Annotated in this window: 14 protein-coding genes; 2 read left to right on the forward strand and 12 right to left on the reverse strand. The window is 69.6% G+C overall.

The window, feature by feature from the left end; genetic code table 11:
- Positions 1–11: 11 nt before the first annotated feature.
- The 3 genes from OO52_RS27270 to OO52_RS27280 all read right to left on the reverse strand — a co-directional run bounded on the left by OO52_RS27270 (position 12) and on the right by OO52_RS27280 (position 2,800).
- Positions 12–1,070 carry an ABC transporter substrate-binding protein gene (locus OO52_RS27270; protein WP_030647537.1) on the reverse strand — a complete coding sequence of 353 codons (1,059 nt, stop codon included), beginning with the start codon at positions 1,068–1,070 and terminating at the stop codon, positions 12–14.
- A gap of 61 nt (positions 1,071–1,131) precedes the next feature.
- Entirely contained in the window at positions 1,132–1,995 is an 864-nt protein-coding gene (locus OO52_RS27275) for an ABC transporter permease (protein ID WP_030647541.1), read from the reverse strand.
- Entirely contained in the window at positions 1,985–2,800 is an 816-nt protein-coding gene (locus OO52_RS27280; RefSeq protein ID WP_030647544.1) for an ABC transporter ATP-binding protein, read from the reverse strand. Before OO52_RS27280 ends, OO52_RS27275 begins: the two co-directional genes overlap by 11 nt.
- 159 nt (positions 2,801–2,959) lie before the next feature.
- Here OO52_RS27280 and OO52_RS27285 point away from each other — a divergent pair, with 159 nt between their 5' ends.
- The gene (locus OO52_RS27285) at positions 2,960–3,652 is read left to right on the forward strand and encodes a response regulator (protein ID WP_030647547.1); all 693 of its coding nucleotides are present in this window, start codon (positions 2,960–2,962) and stop codon (positions 3,650–3,652) included.
- Positions 3,653–3,668: 16 nt separating this feature from the next.
- Here the strand turns inward: OO52_RS27285 and OO52_RS27290 are convergent, their stop codons facing one another.
- The 6 genes from OO52_RS27290 to OO52_RS27315 form a co-directional block, all read right to left on the reverse strand.
- Positions 3,669–5,261 carry a solute symporter family protein gene (locus tag OO52_RS27290; RefSeq protein ID WP_030647550.1) on the reverse strand — a complete coding sequence of 531 codons (1,593 nt, stop codon included), beginning with the start codon at positions 5,259–5,261 and terminating at the stop codon, positions 3,669–3,671.
- Positions 5,258–5,713, reverse strand: a complete 456-nt coding sequence (locus tag OO52_RS27295) for a DUF485 domain-containing protein (protein ID WP_030647553.1) — start codon at positions 5,711–5,713, stop codon at positions 5,258–5,260. The genes OO52_RS27290 and OO52_RS27295 overlap by 4 nt, the downstream gene beginning before the upstream one ends.
- Before the next feature lie 162 nt (positions 5,714–5,875).
- On the reverse strand, positions 5,876–6,565 hold the full coding sequence (locus OO52_RS27300) for a response regulator transcription factor (RefSeq protein WP_030647556.1): 690 nt from the start codon (positions 6,563–6,565) through the stop codon (positions 5,876–5,878).
- Positions 6,562–7,713: a sensor histidine kinase gene (locus tag OO52_RS27305; protein ID WP_030647559.1), complete on the reverse strand. Its 1,152-nt coding sequence runs from the start codon at positions 7,711–7,713 to the stop codon at positions 6,562–6,564. Before OO52_RS27305 ends, OO52_RS27300 begins: the two co-directional genes overlap by 4 nt.
- Positions 7,710–8,288: a DUF1453 family protein gene (locus OO52_RS27310; RefSeq protein ID WP_030647562.1), complete on the reverse strand. Its 579-nt coding sequence runs from the start codon at positions 8,286–8,288 to the stop codon at positions 7,710–7,712. Before OO52_RS27310 ends, OO52_RS27305 begins: the two co-directional genes overlap by 4 nt.
- A gap of 701 nt (positions 8,289–8,989) precedes the next feature.
- The gene (locus OO52_RS27315; RefSeq protein WP_030647565.1) at positions 8,990–11,113 is read right to left on the reverse strand and encodes a DNA gyrase/topoisomerase IV subunit B; all 2,124 of its coding nucleotides are present in this window, start codon (positions 11,111–11,113) and stop codon (positions 8,990–8,992) included.
- Positions 11,114–11,554: 441 nt separating this feature from the next.
- Here OO52_RS27315 and OO52_RS27320 point away from each other — a divergent pair, with 441 nt between their 5' ends.
- Positions 11,555–11,785, forward strand: coding sequence for a DUF7455 domain-containing protein (locus tag OO52_RS27320; protein WP_030647568.1), 231 nt, complete (start codon positions 11,555–11,557; stop codon positions 11,783–11,785).
- A 99-nt stretch (positions 11,786–11,884) separates the two neighbouring features.
- Here OO52_RS27320 and OO52_RS27325 read toward each other — a convergent pair whose 3' ends face one another.
- The 3 genes from OO52_RS27325 to OO52_RS27335 form a co-directional block, all read right to left on the reverse strand.
- Positions 11,885–12,739, reverse strand: a complete 855-nt coding sequence (locus tag OO52_RS27325; RefSeq protein WP_030647570.1) for a serine protease — start codon at positions 12,737–12,739, stop codon at positions 11,885–11,887.
- A gap of 122 nt (positions 12,740–12,861) precedes the next feature.
- Complete coding sequence (locus OO52_RS27330; RefSeq protein ID WP_030647573.1) at positions 12,862–14,403, reverse strand: RNA polymerase sigma factor; 1,542 nt, start codon at positions 14,401–14,403, stop codon at positions 12,862–12,864.
- Between the two features lie 435 nt (positions 14,404–14,838).
- Positions 14,839–15,726: a FadR/GntR family transcriptional regulator gene (locus OO52_RS27335; protein WP_048910235.1), complete on the reverse strand. Its 888-nt coding sequence runs from the start codon at positions 15,724–15,726 to the stop codon at positions 14,839–14,841.
- Between the last annotated feature and the right edge of the window lie 47 nt (positions 15,727–15,773).

Below are 15,773 nucleotides of genomic sequence, written 5' to 3' on the forward strand. Positions count from 1 at the left end.
CGATGCGGCGGTCACTTGACGGCCTTGACGAACTCCGTCGTGTACGTCTTGCTCAAGTCGACCTTCGCGTTCTTGATGTTGGGGTTGAACGCCTTGAGGACCTTCTCGACGGTCTCGGGGCCGCCCTGGGGCATCACGCCGTCGTCGGTGAACATCGGGAGGGTGCTCTTGATGGCCTGCGCGTACAGCGCCTTGTTGCCCTGGGAGTAGTCGGCGGGCATCTTGGCGGCGATCTCGTCGGCGCTGTGCGTGGACATCCACTTGAGCGTCTTGACGAATGCGTTGACCAACTTCTGGACGGTGTCCTTGTGTCCGTTCACCCAGTCCGTCTGCATGTACAGACTTGACGAGGGGTACGGCCCGCCCAGCGCCTCCTGCGAGCCCTCGGGGGTGCGCATGTCGATGAGGATCTTCCCGGCCTTCTTGTCCAGGATCGTCGCGACGGTCGGGTCAGTGGTCATGCCGCCGTCGATCGCGCCCTTCTGGAGCGCCGCGATGAACGTGGGCCCGGCCCCGACCGCGACCGGCGTGAAGTCGCTGATCTTCACTCCGTTCTTGACCGCGAGGTACTTGGTGAGGAAGTCGGTCGAGGAACCGAGCCCGGTCACGCCCAGCTTGCGGCCCTTGAAGTCCTTGGGCGAGGTGAGGTCGCCGGCGGCCTTGTTCGAGACGACCTCGACCTCGCCGGGCGCGTGCGAGAACTGCACGACCGACTCCACCGACTTGCCCTTCACCTGGAGGTCCAGGGTGTGGTCGTAGAACCCGACCGCTCCCTGCACCTGGCCGGAGACGAGCGCGGTCTCGGCCTGGACCCCGGCGGGCTCGCTGAGGAGCTGCACGTCGAGCCCCTCCGCCTGGAAGTAGCCGAGGCGCTGGGTGAGCATCGCGGGCAGGTAGATGACCTTGTCCAGGCCGCCGACCATGATCTTGACCGACTCGCCCTTTCCGCCGCCCCCACCGCTGCCGGTGTCGGCCGTGGAGCTTGCCGCGTCGTTGGCGCAGGCGGTGAGCGAGGAGAGGGCGAGCAGTCCGGCGGCGGCCAGGGAGGCGTATCTGGCGGTCTTGCGCATGCGGGTCACGTCCTTGTGAGAGGGCTGTGCGGGAAGGAGCGGGGGGTGGCGAGGGGACCGGTCAGCTGTCGGAACCGGTGGGCCTCCAGCGGAAGATGCGGCGCTCGGCGAAGGTCAGCAGCCCCTCGGCGACGAGGGCGACCACCGCGAGGATGACCATGGCGGCGTACACGCCGGCGGCGTTGAAGGTGTTCTGCGACTGCGAGACGAGCAGGCCGATGCCCTTGGTCGCGCCGATGTACTCGCCGACGATGGCGCCGATGAGCGCGAAGCCGAAGCTGACGTGCAGGCTGGTGAAGATCCAGGAGGTGGCCGACGGGATGACCACCTGGAGGGTCACCCTGCGGTCGCTCGCGCCCAGGATGCGGGCGTTGGCCACGAGGTTGCGGTCCACTTCGCGGGCGCCCTGGAAGGCGTTGAAGAACACCGGGAAGAAGACGAGCACCACGGCGGAGGCAACCTTGGAGGACGGCCCGAGTCCGAACCAGATCAGGAAGATGGGCGCCAGCACGATCCTGGGAATCGAGTTGAGCACCTTGATGTATGGACCAAGAACCTCGGCGAGCAATCTGATCCGCCCGAGCGCAATGCCGAGCAGCACACCGGCGACCACACCGATGACCCAGCCGAGCAGGGCCTCGTACAGCGTGTACCAGATCTGCTCGCCCAGGGAGCCGAGCGCTGTCCCGTGGGTCACCCAGGTCCAAATCTGGTCCCAGATCTTCGAGGGCATCGAGAAGTTGAACGGGTCGATGACCTTGGCGCGGGACAGCGCCTCCCACAGTCCGAGGACGGCCACCAGGAGCACCACGCGCACGACGTTGACGAGGATCTTGCGCCGGCGAGCGGCCTGGGCGCGGGTCCGCGCGCGATCGGGTGTCTTGACGGTGTCCACGACCGGGGTGCTGAGAACCTCAGGCGACATGGGCGGCACCCCTCTCACGGGTGATGCGGACCTCTTCGCCGAGGGACTCCCAGATCTCGCGGTAGATCTCGATGAACCGCGGCTCCAGCCGCACCGACTCGACCTTGCGCGGGCGAGGCAGGTCGATGTCGAAGACCTGCTTCACGGTCGCGGGTCCGGCGGTCATCACGACGACCTTGTCGGCCAGCGCGATGGACTCCTCCAGGTCGTGGGTGACGAAGACGACCGAGGCGCCGGTGCCCTCCCACAGCTCCAGCAGCTCGTCCGACATCAGCGCCCGGGTCTGCACGTCGAGCGCCGAGAACGGCTCGTCCATCAGCAGGATCTCGGGGTCGTTGACGAAGGTGGCCGCCAGGGCGACCCGCTTGCGCTGGCCGCCGGAGAGCTGGTGCGGATAGCGGTCCTCGAAGGCGGCGAGTCCCACCCGCGCCAGCCAGTCACGGGCCCTCTGCTTGGCCTCCGCCTTGGGCACGCCCCGGAAGCGCGGGCCCGCCATGACGTTCGACAGCACGGTCCGCCAGGGGAAGGTGGCGTCCTGCTGGAAGACGAAGCCGACCTTGTCACCGACCCCGTCGACCGGTTCCCCGGCCACCAGCACCTCGCCCTCGGTGGGCTCCTCCAGGCCGCTGACCAGGGTCAGCGTGGTGGACTTGCCGCATCCGGTCGGTCCTACGACGGCCACGAACTCGCCGCGCTCCACGGTGAGGTCCAGGCCGCGCACCGCCGTGTGCAGTCCCCCGGACGGGGTTCTGAAGATCTTGCTAGCGCCCCGCAGCTCGATGGCGGGGCTGGTGTGTGCGCTCATGGGCCGGGACGGTAGGTGTGGCCCCGGCCACGGCAGGAGTCTTGTGAGCACAAGCCGTTCTTTTGCTCGCAAGAACCTGTTGTGCTCGTTTTGCTCGCGCTACAACTGCGGAGCCGAAACACGGGCTGAACGCTCGCCGGCCTTGTGAGGAGAGGCCTGATGATTGACGTCCTGGTGGTCGACGACGACTTCCGTGTCGCTGAGATAAACGCCAAGTACGTGGGAAAGGTTCCCGGCTTCCGGGTGGCCGCCCGCGCGCACAGCGCCGCCCAGGCCCTGGCCGCCGTGGAACGCGGCTCCATCGACCTGGTCCTGCTCGACCACTACCTGCCGGACCAGACCGGCCTCGAACTCGTGCACCGCATGCGCGAGCAGGGCCACGGCACCGACGTCATCATGATCACGGCGGCCAGCGATGTGACGACCGTCCAGCAGGCGATGCGCCTGGGCGCCCTGCACTACCTCGTCAAGCCCTTCACCTTCGCCGCGCTGCGGACCCGCCTGGACTCCTACGCCGCCCTGCGCCGCACGGTCGACCGGGTGGGCGGCCGGGGCCTGACGGGTCAGGAACAGGTCGACCGGATCTTCGGCGCCCTGCGCACCGCCCCCGCCCCTTCCGCGCCCGGCCTGCCGACCGGCCACTCCGAGCCCACGACCGACCTCATCTGCGGTGTCCTGCACCGCGCCGACCATCCGCTCTCGGCCCACGAGGTGGCCGCCCGCACCGGCCTGAGCCGCTCCACCGCCCAGCGCTATCTCCGCCACCTCGAACAGGCGGGCCGTCTCCGCCTCTCCCTGAAGTACGGCGACACCGGCCGTCCGGAACACCGGTACGCCTGGGTGGCGCCGTAGCGGGTCCGCCGCCCGGCTACACGGCTCCGGCCCCGGTCAGCGAACGCACCTCCGTCTCTGCGTACTTGGCCTCGTCCGGAACCTCGTCCGAGGTCACCGTGCCCAGCCAGCCGGCGAGGAAGCCGAGCGGGATGGAGACGATGCCCGGGTTCTCCAGCGGGAAGTACTGGAAGTCGACGCCGGGGAACAGGGATTCCGGACTGCCGGACACCACCGGGGAGAGCAACACGAGCCCGATCGCCGGGAGCAGCCCGCCGTACACCGCCCACACCGCGCCCCGTGTGGTGAAGCCGCGCCAGAACAGCGAGTAGAGCAGGACCGGCAGGTTCGCCGAGGCGGCGACCGCGAAGGCGAGGCCGACGAGGAAGGCCACATTGAGATCGCGGGCCAGCAGGCCGAGCCCGATCGCCACGACGCCGATGCCGACCGCCGCGCACCGGGCCACGGCCACCTCGCTGCGGGGCTTGCCGCGTCGGCGGCGCAGTGACGCGTACAGATCGTGGGCCACCGAGGCCGAGGAGGCGAGGGTGATGCCCGCGACCACCGCGAGGATCGTGGCGAAGGCCACGGCGGCGACGACCGCGAACAGCACGGTGCCCCCGGTCGAGCCCGATCCGCCGCCCAGGTCGAGGGCGAGCAGAGGCACCGCCGTGTTCCCGGCCGCGTTGGATCCGCGTACGGTCTGCGGCCCCACCACCGCCGCCGCCCCGAAGCCGAGGACGATCGTCATCAGGTAGAAGCTGCCGATCAGACCGATGGACCACACCACGGAGCGGCGGGCCGCCCGCGCGGTCGGCACGGTGTAGAAGCGGGACAGGATGTGCGGCAGCCCGGCCGTGCCCAGCACCAGCGCGAGCCCCAGGCTGATGAAGTCCAACCGGGCGTTCCAGTCCCCGCCGTACTTCAGCCCCGGCGCCAGGAACGCCCTGCCATGACCGCTGCGCTCCGCCGCCGTGAGCAGCAGCCGGTCGACATCGCCGTGGAAGCGCAGCAGGACCAGGACGGTCAGTACGACCGTCCCGCTCAGCAGCAGGACCGCCTTCACGATCTGGATCCAGGTGGTGGCCCGCATCCCTCCCAACGACACGTAGATCACCATCAGCGCGCCGACACCGATGACCGTCCAGGCCTGTGCCGCGCCGCCCGTCCGCCCCAGCAGCAACGCCACCAGGCTGCCCGCGCCGACCATCTGCGCCACCAGGTACAGCACGGAAACCGTGACCGAGGACGCTCCCGCGGCGATCCGCACCGGCCGCTCGTTCATCCGCGCGGCCACCACGTCGGCCAGCGTGAATTTCCCGCAGTTGCGCACCAGTTCGGCCACCAGGAACAGCACGACCAGCCACGCGACGAGGAATCCCACCCCGTACAGCAGCCCGTCGTACCCGTACAGCGCGATGAGCCCGCTGATCCCCAGGAAGGAGGCCGCCGACATGTAGTCGCCCGCGATGGCAAAACCATTTTCCATCGGGGAGAACAGCCGCCCGCCCGCGTAGAACTCCTCCGCCGAACCGTGCCGCCTGCGGCTCGCCCACGTCGTGATGCCGAGGGTGACCGCCACGAATCCGCTGAACAGCAGCAGCGCCAGAGTCTGATGGTCACCGGTCACGGGGCCCCTCCCTGCGCTCCGCGGGCCAGTTCCTGGGTGTCCCAGCGCAGTTCCAGCGCGGCCCGGTCCCGGCGCAGCCGCGCGTGCCGGGCGTAGGCCCAGGTGAACAGGAACGTGGTGAGGAACTGTCCTAGCCCCGCGAGCATCGCCACGTTCACCGCGCCTACCACGGGCCGGGCCATGAGCCCCGGCGCGGTGGTCGCGGCGACCACGTACGCCACATACCACGCCAGGAAGGCCGTGACCCCAGGCACCACGAACCGCCGGTATCTGCCGCGCACTTCCTGGAACGCCTCACTCCGCTGAACCTCGACGTACACATCGCGGGCGCGCGCCGCCGCCGCGCCGGGCTCAGCGCGTGCGGGCGGCACGGCCGGCGCCGGCATGCCCGCACTGTCCACCTCGCCCCAGCCCGAGGCCAACGTGTCGTCCCAGGGGTCCTCGTACGTCATGTCACGGGAGGGCGCGCCGTCGCCTTCCTGGTTCCCGGCCGATCTCTCGGGACCGTCCCCGACTCCACGAGGACGACCGTTGCTTGACTGCATGCCCAAGGATGGACAGAACGGGGTGATCCCTGACTCTTCTTCTTCCGGCTCTTCACCCCATCAGGTGATTCACCCGGTCGGTGGCCGCACCAGCCCCTTGCTGTAGGCGTACCGCACGGCCTGTGCCCGGTCCTTCAGCCCCGTCTTGGCGAAGAGGTTGTTGATGTGGGTCTTCACGGTCGCGGTCGACACATGCAGCCGGCGAGCGATCTCCTGATTGTTGAGACCTTCGCCGATCAGCACCAGGACCTCGGTCTCGCGCGTGGTCAGCCCGTCGGGCGCCTCGCCGGCCGCTGGCGCCGGCACGGGCTCGGCCTGAGACAGCCGTTCCAGCAACCGTCGCTGCACACTCGGCGACAGCCCCGCGTCCCCCGAGAGCACACTGTGCACGGCACGGACGATCTCGTCACCGCCCGCGTCCTTGGTCAGGTAGCCCCGGGCCCCGGCCCGCAACGCGGGGAACAGCGAATCGTCGTCCGCGTAGGTGGTGAGCACCACGACCTGCGTGCCCGGGTACTGCGACCGGATCCGCCGGGTGGCCTCCACGCCGTCGCAGCGGGGCATCCTGAGGTCCATCAGCACGACGTCCGGGGCGAGTTCCCCGACCAGCCGCACCGCCTCCTCCCCGTCACCCGCGGCCCCGACCACCTCCACGCCCGGCAACAGCCCGAGGAGCATCACGATGCCTTCACGGACCACGGTCTGATCGTCGGCCACCACCACCCGTGCGGGCTTCCGCTCCCCCTCCGTCTCCGTCATACGGGCACCTTCAGTGTCACCGCGAACCCCTCCTCGTCCGGTCCCGCGTCCAGCGAACCGCCCAGCAGCTCGGCGCGCTCACGCATGCCCAGCAGACCGTACCCGCCTCCGGATCCGTTCAGTTCGCCCGCTTCGCCGCCCGAGTCCCGGACGTTCAGCGTCACTTCGTGCTCGCTGTAGTCGAGCCGTACGGCCACTCTGGCGCCCTGCGCGTGCTTGCGGATGTTCGTCAGTGCCTCCTGGGCGACCCGCCGCACGGCCTGGGACACCTCGGCCGGCAGGGGTCTGCGTTCACCTGTGACGGTGACCCCGGCGCCGTCGGCCGCGCTGACGAGTTCGGTCAGGAACTCCTCCAGCGGGGTCAGCTCGCCCCGCAGCGCCGACAGCGCCTGCCGAGTCTCGGCGAGGCCGTCACGGGCCATGCCCCGGGCGGCCACCACCCGCTCCAGGATCCGCTCGCGATCCGCGCCGTTCTCGATCAGCAGGCGGGCCGCCTCCAGGTGCACCAGCTGCGCCGAAAGGCTGTGTGCCAGCACGTCGTGGATCTCCCGTGCGATGCGGGCCCGCTCGGCCAGTGCCGCGGACTCGGCCTCGGCCGCGCGGGCGGCCCGCTCCTGGGCGAGAAGCCGTTGCGCGTTGCCCCGGGCTTCCGCGTCCAGCCGCAGGACGTACCCGGCGAGGGCCATGCCGGCCACGGTGGCGGCCGTGGTGAGCCAGACGTCGTTGGTGAACGCGGAGTACGAGGCCAGGGCAACCGACGCGACGGGAACCGCCGCCCCTAGTGGCAGCCGCTCCAGCGCGCCGACCCCGCAACCGCACCAGATCACGAGCGCCGGCCCCCTGAATCCCGTGGCCTCGGCGGCGACCGCGATGCCCAGGAGCACACCGATGAGTGCGAGGGAGGGCACCAGCCGGTGCTCATAGGTGGTCCGGAAGAAGGCCCAGGAGACGAGAGCGGCGAGCAGGATCGCCGCCGCTGCCGCGAGTGCTTCCCAGAGACCGACGTGCCTCTGGCTGAAGGCACCCCACAGGAGCACGGCCAGCACGAGCAGTCGGACGGCCCAGACGAGCGTGCGCCGGGGAAAGGTGGTTCCCGAGCGGCCGAGCGCTTCGCGTGACGGCCAGCGTGTCCAGGCGTTCTCTGTCACACGCGCTCCTTCCACGCCGACCGCTCGTCGTCACCGTACGCCGGAGCGGGACGGCTCGGGACGGGGCGGCTCGGGGCGCCGACGGACTGGATCGGGGCGCCGCTGGACTGGCTGGGGGCGGCGATGGACTGGGCCCGCCAGGCCAGGATCCCGCCGCGGACCAACAGGGTGCCGGCGAGGCCGAGCATCAGCGCGGAGCTGTCCTGGTGCACGCCGAGAGCGGAGCCGAGGGCGAAGACGCCGACTCGCAGGGCTATGCCCACGATCCATACGGCGCCGCTCGCCTTGCTGCTCTTGGCCCATACGACGCCGTCCGGCGCGGTCCAGATGCGGGTGGTCCAGCCCCAGCCGATGCCGGTGACCAGGCCGATGAACAGCTCGACCACGAGCAGGCCGACGGATTCGGCGCGGTGGTGGGCGTCGAGGATGCCGGGCTCGCGCAGTGAGACGACGGCCAGGATCACCGGCAGCAGCCACCAGCGCCGGTCCGTGTCGATCGCCCGGGCGCGGAACTGCCGCGCGATCACTATGGCGACCACGGCAACGATCACCAGCGCGTTGACGAGCCCGGGCATCTGGACCTCCGTGAGCGAGAGGGCTGTGCCGGAAGCGAGTGCTGCCGACGCCTTCGAAGCTACGGAAGTCCGCAGGCCAGGGGATCGGAGCAGGGGTGGATCACGGGTGGAACCTGGAATCGGCCCGCCTCCACCCAGGGGTGGAGAGATCCTCGGGGGCGGATGGTGGGTGGTCGTAAGGGGCGGGGTGGCGGTGGTGGTGACGGTGTTACCGGGCGGTGGGTCCGGACAGGCGGATCAGGCCAGTGGGGTTCGTGCTGAACAGGCGGGACACGGCCGGAGGGGCCGCCGTGCAGCAACTGGGCTGGGGGCAGCGTGGGCTCTCGTGGGGTAATCGGGCGGTGGCCGCTCGGGGTCGCCCCTGGGCCGCCGGCCGACGGACGACCCGCGGCCAGCGGTATTGGCGAGCTGGCGAGCTGGCAACAGCGGACACCCTGCCTCCCACCGGTCCACTCACGCCGTCCGGCCCGGGGCTCATCCCGGAATGCCCCGGCAGGCGTCCACTCGGACGCCACCGGGCAAACCCTGACCCAGCCCCGGCCCGCCTGCCCGGCGGGACCCGCTTCCAAGCGAGCCCCGCCTACGCCACTGCCCCGCCCGGCAACGGACACCCACACGGAACGCCTGCCCTGACCTAGACCGCATCCCGGACGACCACCCCCATCGGCGGAAGCCCCGTCGGCCAAGGTCCAGCGCAGCGGCTACGCGTCGATGCGTGACCGGTCCAGCGTCGCCGCCGAGCTGGAGATGAACTCCTTGCGGGGTGCCACGTCGTTGCCCATCAGCAGGTCGAAGACCTGTTCGGCGGCCTCCAGGTCGGAGAGGTTGATGCGGCGCAGGGTGCGGTGACGCGGGTCCATCGTGGTCTCGGCCAGCTGGTCGGCGTCCATCTCGCCCAGACCCTTGTAGCGCTGGATGGAGTCCTTGTACCGGATGCCCTTGCTCTGGAACTCCATGAGCTTGTCGCGCAGCTCACGGTCGGAGTACGTGTAGACGTACTTCTCCTGCCCCTTCTTCGGCTGGATCAGCTCGATGCGGTGCAGCGGCGGCACGGCGGCGAAGACCCGGCCGGCCTCGACCATGGGCCGCATGTAGCGCTGGAACAGCGTGAGCAGCAGACAGCGGATGTGGGAGCCGTCCACATCGGCGTCGGTCATCATGATGATCTTGCCGTAGCGGGCCTGGTCAATGTCGAAGGTGCGGCCCGAGCCCGCTCCTATGACCTGGATGATCGCGCCGCACTCGGCGTTCTTGAGCATGTCGGTGACCGACGACCGCTGCACGTTGAGGATCTTGCCGCGGATCGGCAGCAGGGCCTGGAACTCGGAGTTCCGCGCCAGCTTGGCCGTACCCAGCGCGGAGTCGCCCTCGACGATGAACAGCTCGCTGCGGTCGACGTCATCGCTGCGGCAGTCGGCGAGCTTGGCCGGCAGGGAGGAGGACTCCAGGGCCGTCTTCCGGCGCTGAGCGTCCTTGTGCTGCCGGGCCGCGACCCGGGTGCGGGCAGCCGCGACCACCTTCTCCATGACCACCCGGGCCTGCGCGGCGGCATCCCGCTTGGTGGCCGTGAGGAACGCCTTCAGTTCCTTGCTGATCACGCTGTTCACGATCCGGCGGGCCGCCGAGGTACCGAGGACCTCCTTGGTCTGTCCCTCGAACTGCGGCTCGGCCAGCCGGACCGTGACGACGGCGGTGAGGCCCTCCAGGGCGTCGTCCTTGACGATGTTGTCCTCGGCCACGCGCAGCAGCTTCTTGGCGCGCAGCACATCGTTCAGCGTCTGGGTGAGGGCCTGCTCGAAACCGGTGACGTGGGTGCCGCCCTTGGGGGTGGCGATGATGTTGACGAAAGACCTGACGGTCGTGTCGTAGCCCGTGCCCCACCGCATCGCGACGTCGACGCCCAGCTCGCGGGTGACCTCGGTGGGGGTCATCTGACCGTGTTCGTCCAGGACCGGGACAGTCTCCTTGAAGGTGCCCTTGCCCGAGAAGCGGAGGACGTCGCAGATCGCCTTGTCGTTCGCCAGGTACTCGCAGAACTCGCTGATACCGCCGTCGAAGCGGAACGACTCCTCGCCCTTGCTGCCGCCCTCGCCCAGGCCGAACTCGTCACGGACGACGATGGTCAGGCCGGGCACCAGGAACGCGGTCTGCCGGGCGCGCTGGTGCAGGTTCTCCAGGGACAGCTTGGCGTCCCTGAGGAAGATCTGCCGGTCGGCCCAGTAGCGCACGCGGGTGCCGGTGCGCGTCTTGGGGATCTTCTTGGCCTTGCGCAGACCGCTCTTGGCCTCGAACTTCGCGTCGGCCCCCTCGGCGGCGAAGGCTCCGGGCACGCCGCGCCGGAAGCTGATGGCGTGCGTGTGGCCGCCCCGGTCCACCTCGACGTCGAGGCGGGCGGAGAGGGCGTTGACCACGGAGGCACCGACGCCGTGCAGACCGCCGGAGGCCGCGTAGGAGCCGCCTCCGAACTTGCCGCCGGCGTGCAGCTTGGTCATGACGACCTCGACGCCGGACAGGCCGGTCTTCGGTTCCACGTCCACGGGGATCCCGCGGCCGTTGTCGCGCACCTCGACGGAGCCGTCGTCGTGGAGGATCACCTCGATGTGGTCGCAGTAGCCGCCGAGGGCCTCGTCCACCGAGTTGTCGATGATCTCCCACAGGCAGTGCATCAGACCGCGGCTGTCGGTCGAACCGATGTACATACCGGGGCGCTTGCGCACGGCCTCAAGTCCCTCGAGGACGAGCAGGTGCCGCGCGGTGTAGTTGGAACCGTCCCGGTCTGCTCCTGCCAGCAGCGCTGTGGACGGCACGGACGTATCGGCGGTCACGCGGTTCGCTCCTCGCTGAATTTCAGGTGGCCCCCTTTTGGGTAAGGGGGCGGCTTCGGTCGCCGCACAGAGGGTACCGAGCCCTGGTAGAGCCGGTGTAACGCCACCCTCGTCGGCAAGTCAGACTAGTCCAGGCTCGTATGCACGTTCGATCCCTCGATGGAGTGAAGCACACATCACGTTCCCTTCGAGGCATGAACCATTTAGGCTCCGGGCACGTCCTCATGAACAACCGGCAACCCGGCCGGGAGGACCGAGACAGCAAGACAGCGCGAACCCGTACGCATACAAGAGACGCAATACGGCACATTCGCCGCCAACCGGCAGCAGACAGCCGCCCCGGAAAGATTTTTTCGAGGAAAAGCCACGAGCGGGAACGTTTTCGGGCTGGTTGGATGTTGACCCTGGTACGACAGCTCGTCGAGCTAGAGAAGAGGCGACGTGACTACTGTTCTGACCCCCGCGAGCCCGTTGACGGCCGCCGATCGCTGCGACCGCTGCGGCGCCCAGGCATACCTGCGCGTCGTCCTGCTCAGCGGCGGAGAACTGCTCTTCTGCGCCCACCACGGTCGCAAGTTCGAGCCGGAACTCAAGAAGATCGCCGCTGAGATACAGGACGAGACGGAGCGGCTGACGTCCGTTCCGAACACCGTTTCCGACGAAGAGCGCTGAATCTCGCACCACGACGAGCCAGCCCCGGCACAGGCCGGTGCACGGGCGGCCGCTCCTCACCAGGAGCGGCCGCCCGTGCTCATACCCGCATACGCGCGCTTACGAGCTCGCGGAGGGCTGTGTCCCTGCGTCCGGCCGCAGCGCTCGTACGATCTCCGAGACGCGCGTGTAGACGCCGGGGAGCCCGGGCTGCCCGCAGCCGCTCCCCCACGACACGAGACCGATCAGCCGTCCCCCGGCCACCAAAGGCCCGCCGCTGTCCCCCTGGCAGGCGTCGGGGCCGCCGCCGGCCTCACCGGCGCACAGCATGGTGGTGGCCCGGTAGGCGCCGTCGGGGCCACCGGGAAAGGCGCGGGCGCACATCTCGTCGGGCAGTACGCGTACGCGCGCGGCATGGAGCCGGTGCGCGTAGGCGCCTCCGCCGGTCGTGTCCCCCCACCCGGACACCATGGCCTGCGTGCCCGGTGCGTACGCCGGATCGCCGGCGCCCGCCATGGCCACGACCGCACTCTGCGGCAGCGGTCCGGCGAGCCCGAGGACCGCGAAGTCCCCTGAGTTGGTCGTGACGTCGTACGCGGGATTCAGCCGGATCTCCCGCACGGCGATCTCCTCGCCCTGCTCCGACAGCAGGTCGGTGCGACCCGCGATGACCTTGAGGTCGCGCACACGGTTCGGCGGTGCCCCGAGGACCTCCTCGGACAGACAGTGGGCCGCGGTGACGACGGTCGTGCGCCCGACGGCCACAGCGCCGCAGAACTGGCCCGCCCTCATACCTCCGAACCGGTCACGGCTGGCCAGCGCCACCGTCCACGGAGCCTGGGAGACGTCGATCGGGAACCCTCCGACGACGACGCTGTCGGCGACGGCGGGAACCGCGCTCACCATGGGTATCGCGGTCACGGTGGCCGCCAGGGCCAGCGGCCGGATCAGTGCCCGGACAACGGAACGGCGCATGCATGCTCCTCACTCTGGGTCCTCCAGGGACACCCAGAGTCATCCACGTCACGAAAGCGCGCAGCACGAAGGCCCGGCCCCCACGAGGGGGACCGGGCCTTTCGCCGTCGGACGACCGCGACCTAGTCGAGGTAGTCGCGCAGCACCTGCGAACGCGACGGGTGGCGCAGCTTCGACATGGTCTTGGACTCGATCTGGCGGATGCGCTCACGCGTCACGCCGTACACCTTGCCGATCTCGTCGAGGGTCTTCGGCTGACCGTCGGTGAGACCGAAGCGCATGGAGACGACGCCCGCCTCGCGCTCGGACAGGGTGTCCAGGACGGAGTGCAACTGCTCCTGCAGGAGCGTGAAGCTGACCGCGTCGGCCGGGACGACGGCCTCGGAGTCCTCGATGAGGTCACCGAACTCGCTGTCGCCGTCCTCGCCCAGCGGGGTGTGCAGCGAGATGGGCTCGCGGCCGTACTTCTGGACCTCGATGACCTTCTCCGGGGTCATGTCGAGTTCCTTGGCCAGCTCCTCCGGGGTGGGCTCGCGGCCCAGGTCCTGGAGCATCTGGCGCTGCACGCGCGCGAGCTTGTTGATGACCTCGACCATGTGCACCGGGATACGGATGGTGCGGGCCTGGTCGGCCATGGCGCGGGTGATCGCCTGACGGATCCACCAGGTGGCGTACGTGGAGAACTTGTAGCCCTTGGTGTAGTCGAACTTCTCGACCGCGCGGATCAGACCGAGGTTGCCCTCCTGGATGAGGTCCAGGAAGAGCATGCCGCGACCCGTGTAGCGCTTGGCCAGGGAGACCACCAGACGGAGGTTGGCCTCCAGGAGGTGGTTCTTGGCGCGACGGCCGTCCTCGGCGATGATCTCCAGCTCGCGCTTGAGCTTCGGGGCGAGCTTGTCGGAGTTCGCCAGCTTGTCCTCGGCGAACAGACCCGCCTCGATGCGCTTGGCCAGCTCGACTTCCTGCTCGGCGTTGAGCAGGGGGACCTTGCCGATCTGCTTCAGGTAGTCCTTGACCGGGTCGGCGGTGGCACCGGCCGCGGCGACCTGCTGCGCGGGCGCGTCGTCCTCGTCCTCGTCGGACAGGACGAAGCCGGCGCTCTCGGCGCCCTCGGGCTCGTCGGCGACCTTGGTGTCCTCGAGAACCTCTTCCTCGAGAATCTCGACGTCGTCCTTCTTGGCCGTGGTCTTCTTGGCGGCCGTCTTCTTCGCAACGGCTGCCTTCTTCGCGACCGTCTTCTTGGCGGTCGCCTTCTTGGCGACGGCCTTCTTGGGTGCGGCTTCTTCGGCGGAATCGGCTGCGTCCGGAGCGGCGGGCTCCGCGGGGGCGGCCGTGGTGGCGGTGGCCTTCCTGGTGGTCACCGTCTTCGCCGCGACCGTCTTGGTGGCGGTGCGCTTGGCGGGGCTCTTTGCTGCGACGCTCTTGCGGGTGCGCTTGGGCTCTGCGGCACTGACCATCAGCGTCACACCCTCTTCCTCAAGGATCTGGTTGAGGCTGCGCAGTACGTTCTTCCACTGAGTGGCCGGAATCTGGTCAGCTTCGAAGGCCCGACGCACATCGTCGCCGGCGATCTGCCCCTCAGCCTTTCCCCGCTCAATGAGCGCCATGACAGAGACGGACTCGGCGATCTCCGGCGGGAGCGTACGGGATGTGCTGGCCGACACGAACAACCTCTCGGAACGTTGGAAAACGGCTTCCGGCACCGTCCACTGCGGACAGGAGCCGACCACCGGCCTGGGGATGGGCCGACGGCGCGGGCGGGGGCCGGGAAGATTCACAGCGCCTGGATCGGCGTCCGTATTCCTTCCGCGGCTGTCACCTCTTAGGTCATCGCGCTGTCTCCACGAGCGTTACGCCCAATCTGCGTGGCCCGAGTCACACCCCGTATACGGTCAAAGGCGATCAGACATGTGCAAATGAGATCGTCCTTGGCCTTCGGACCGGCCTCACCCACGACCAGGGCTTCCCGTCACCGCCGGACCCGGCCGGACTCCAGATGGTCCGGCGGGGTCCGGCGGCGGCCGGTACCCGGGCCTGGTGCCGCCACGAGTACCACGAGAACGCCGCACACCGGCGACCGCACCGCGTTCCTCGCGAGGTCAGTGCTCGCGCGGGGCGGGGACCACGCGCTCCACCTCGGGGTGGACGGTGAGGAGCTGGCGCATGGCGGTCTCCGCCGCCGTGCCGTCCCCGGTACCAAGCGCGTCGACGATCCGCGCGTGCTGCGCGAGGGACGCCTCGTTCGGCCGGTCACAGCCGGTGACCGGGCCGCCGGAGACCTGGAGCGCCGCCGAGACGATGCCGGACAGGTGCTCCAGCATGCGGTTGCCCGCGATCTGGATGAGCAGCGCGTGGAACTCGGTGTCGGCCCGCGAATAGGTGAGCGCGTCACCCTGGGCCAGCGCATGGCTCATGATCTCTACCATGTCGCAGAGGCGCTGCTGCACCTCCTCGCGCCCGTGTCCGGCGGCGAGACGGGCGGCGAGCGGCTCGATCGTCCAGCGCAGCTCGCTCAGTTCCCGGCGCTGGTCGTCGCGCTGCGGCCCGAAGGCCCGCCACTCGATGATGTCCGGGTCGAGAAGGTTCCAGTCGCTGACGGGACGCACGCGCGTGCCGACGTTCGGACGGGCGCTGACCAGGCCCTTGGCCTCCAGGACGCGGAGGGACTCGCGGACGACGGTGCGGGAGACCTCGAAACGCTGGCCGATCTCCTCCGGCACCAGCGGGCGGTCGGCGCCCAGGTCACCGGAGACGATCATCTGTCCCAGCTGCTGTACGAGTTGGCCGTGCAGTCCGCGTCCGCGGCTGCCCGAGGCCCGCCTGCCGACACGGCCCAGTTCGGGATCCCCGCCGTCCCAGGCGGGCGCGCCGACGCGGTCGGCCACCGGGGCCTCGGCGTAGGGGTAGCGGTCGAGTTCGCCCGGGCCGGCCAGACCAGAGTCTGCGGAGCGGGCGGCGGTCATCATGGTGTGCGCAAGGGTACTCACGGATCCTTTGTCGGCGCCCCCTCCAACTCCCTTGAGGTCTTTGGTGA

This window comes from Streptomyces flaveolus (assembly GCF_000716535.1).
In the GTDB taxonomy this organism is placed as follows: domain Bacteria; phylum Actinomycetota; class Actinomycetes; order Streptomycetales; family Streptomycetaceae; genus Streptomyces; species Streptomyces flaveolus_A.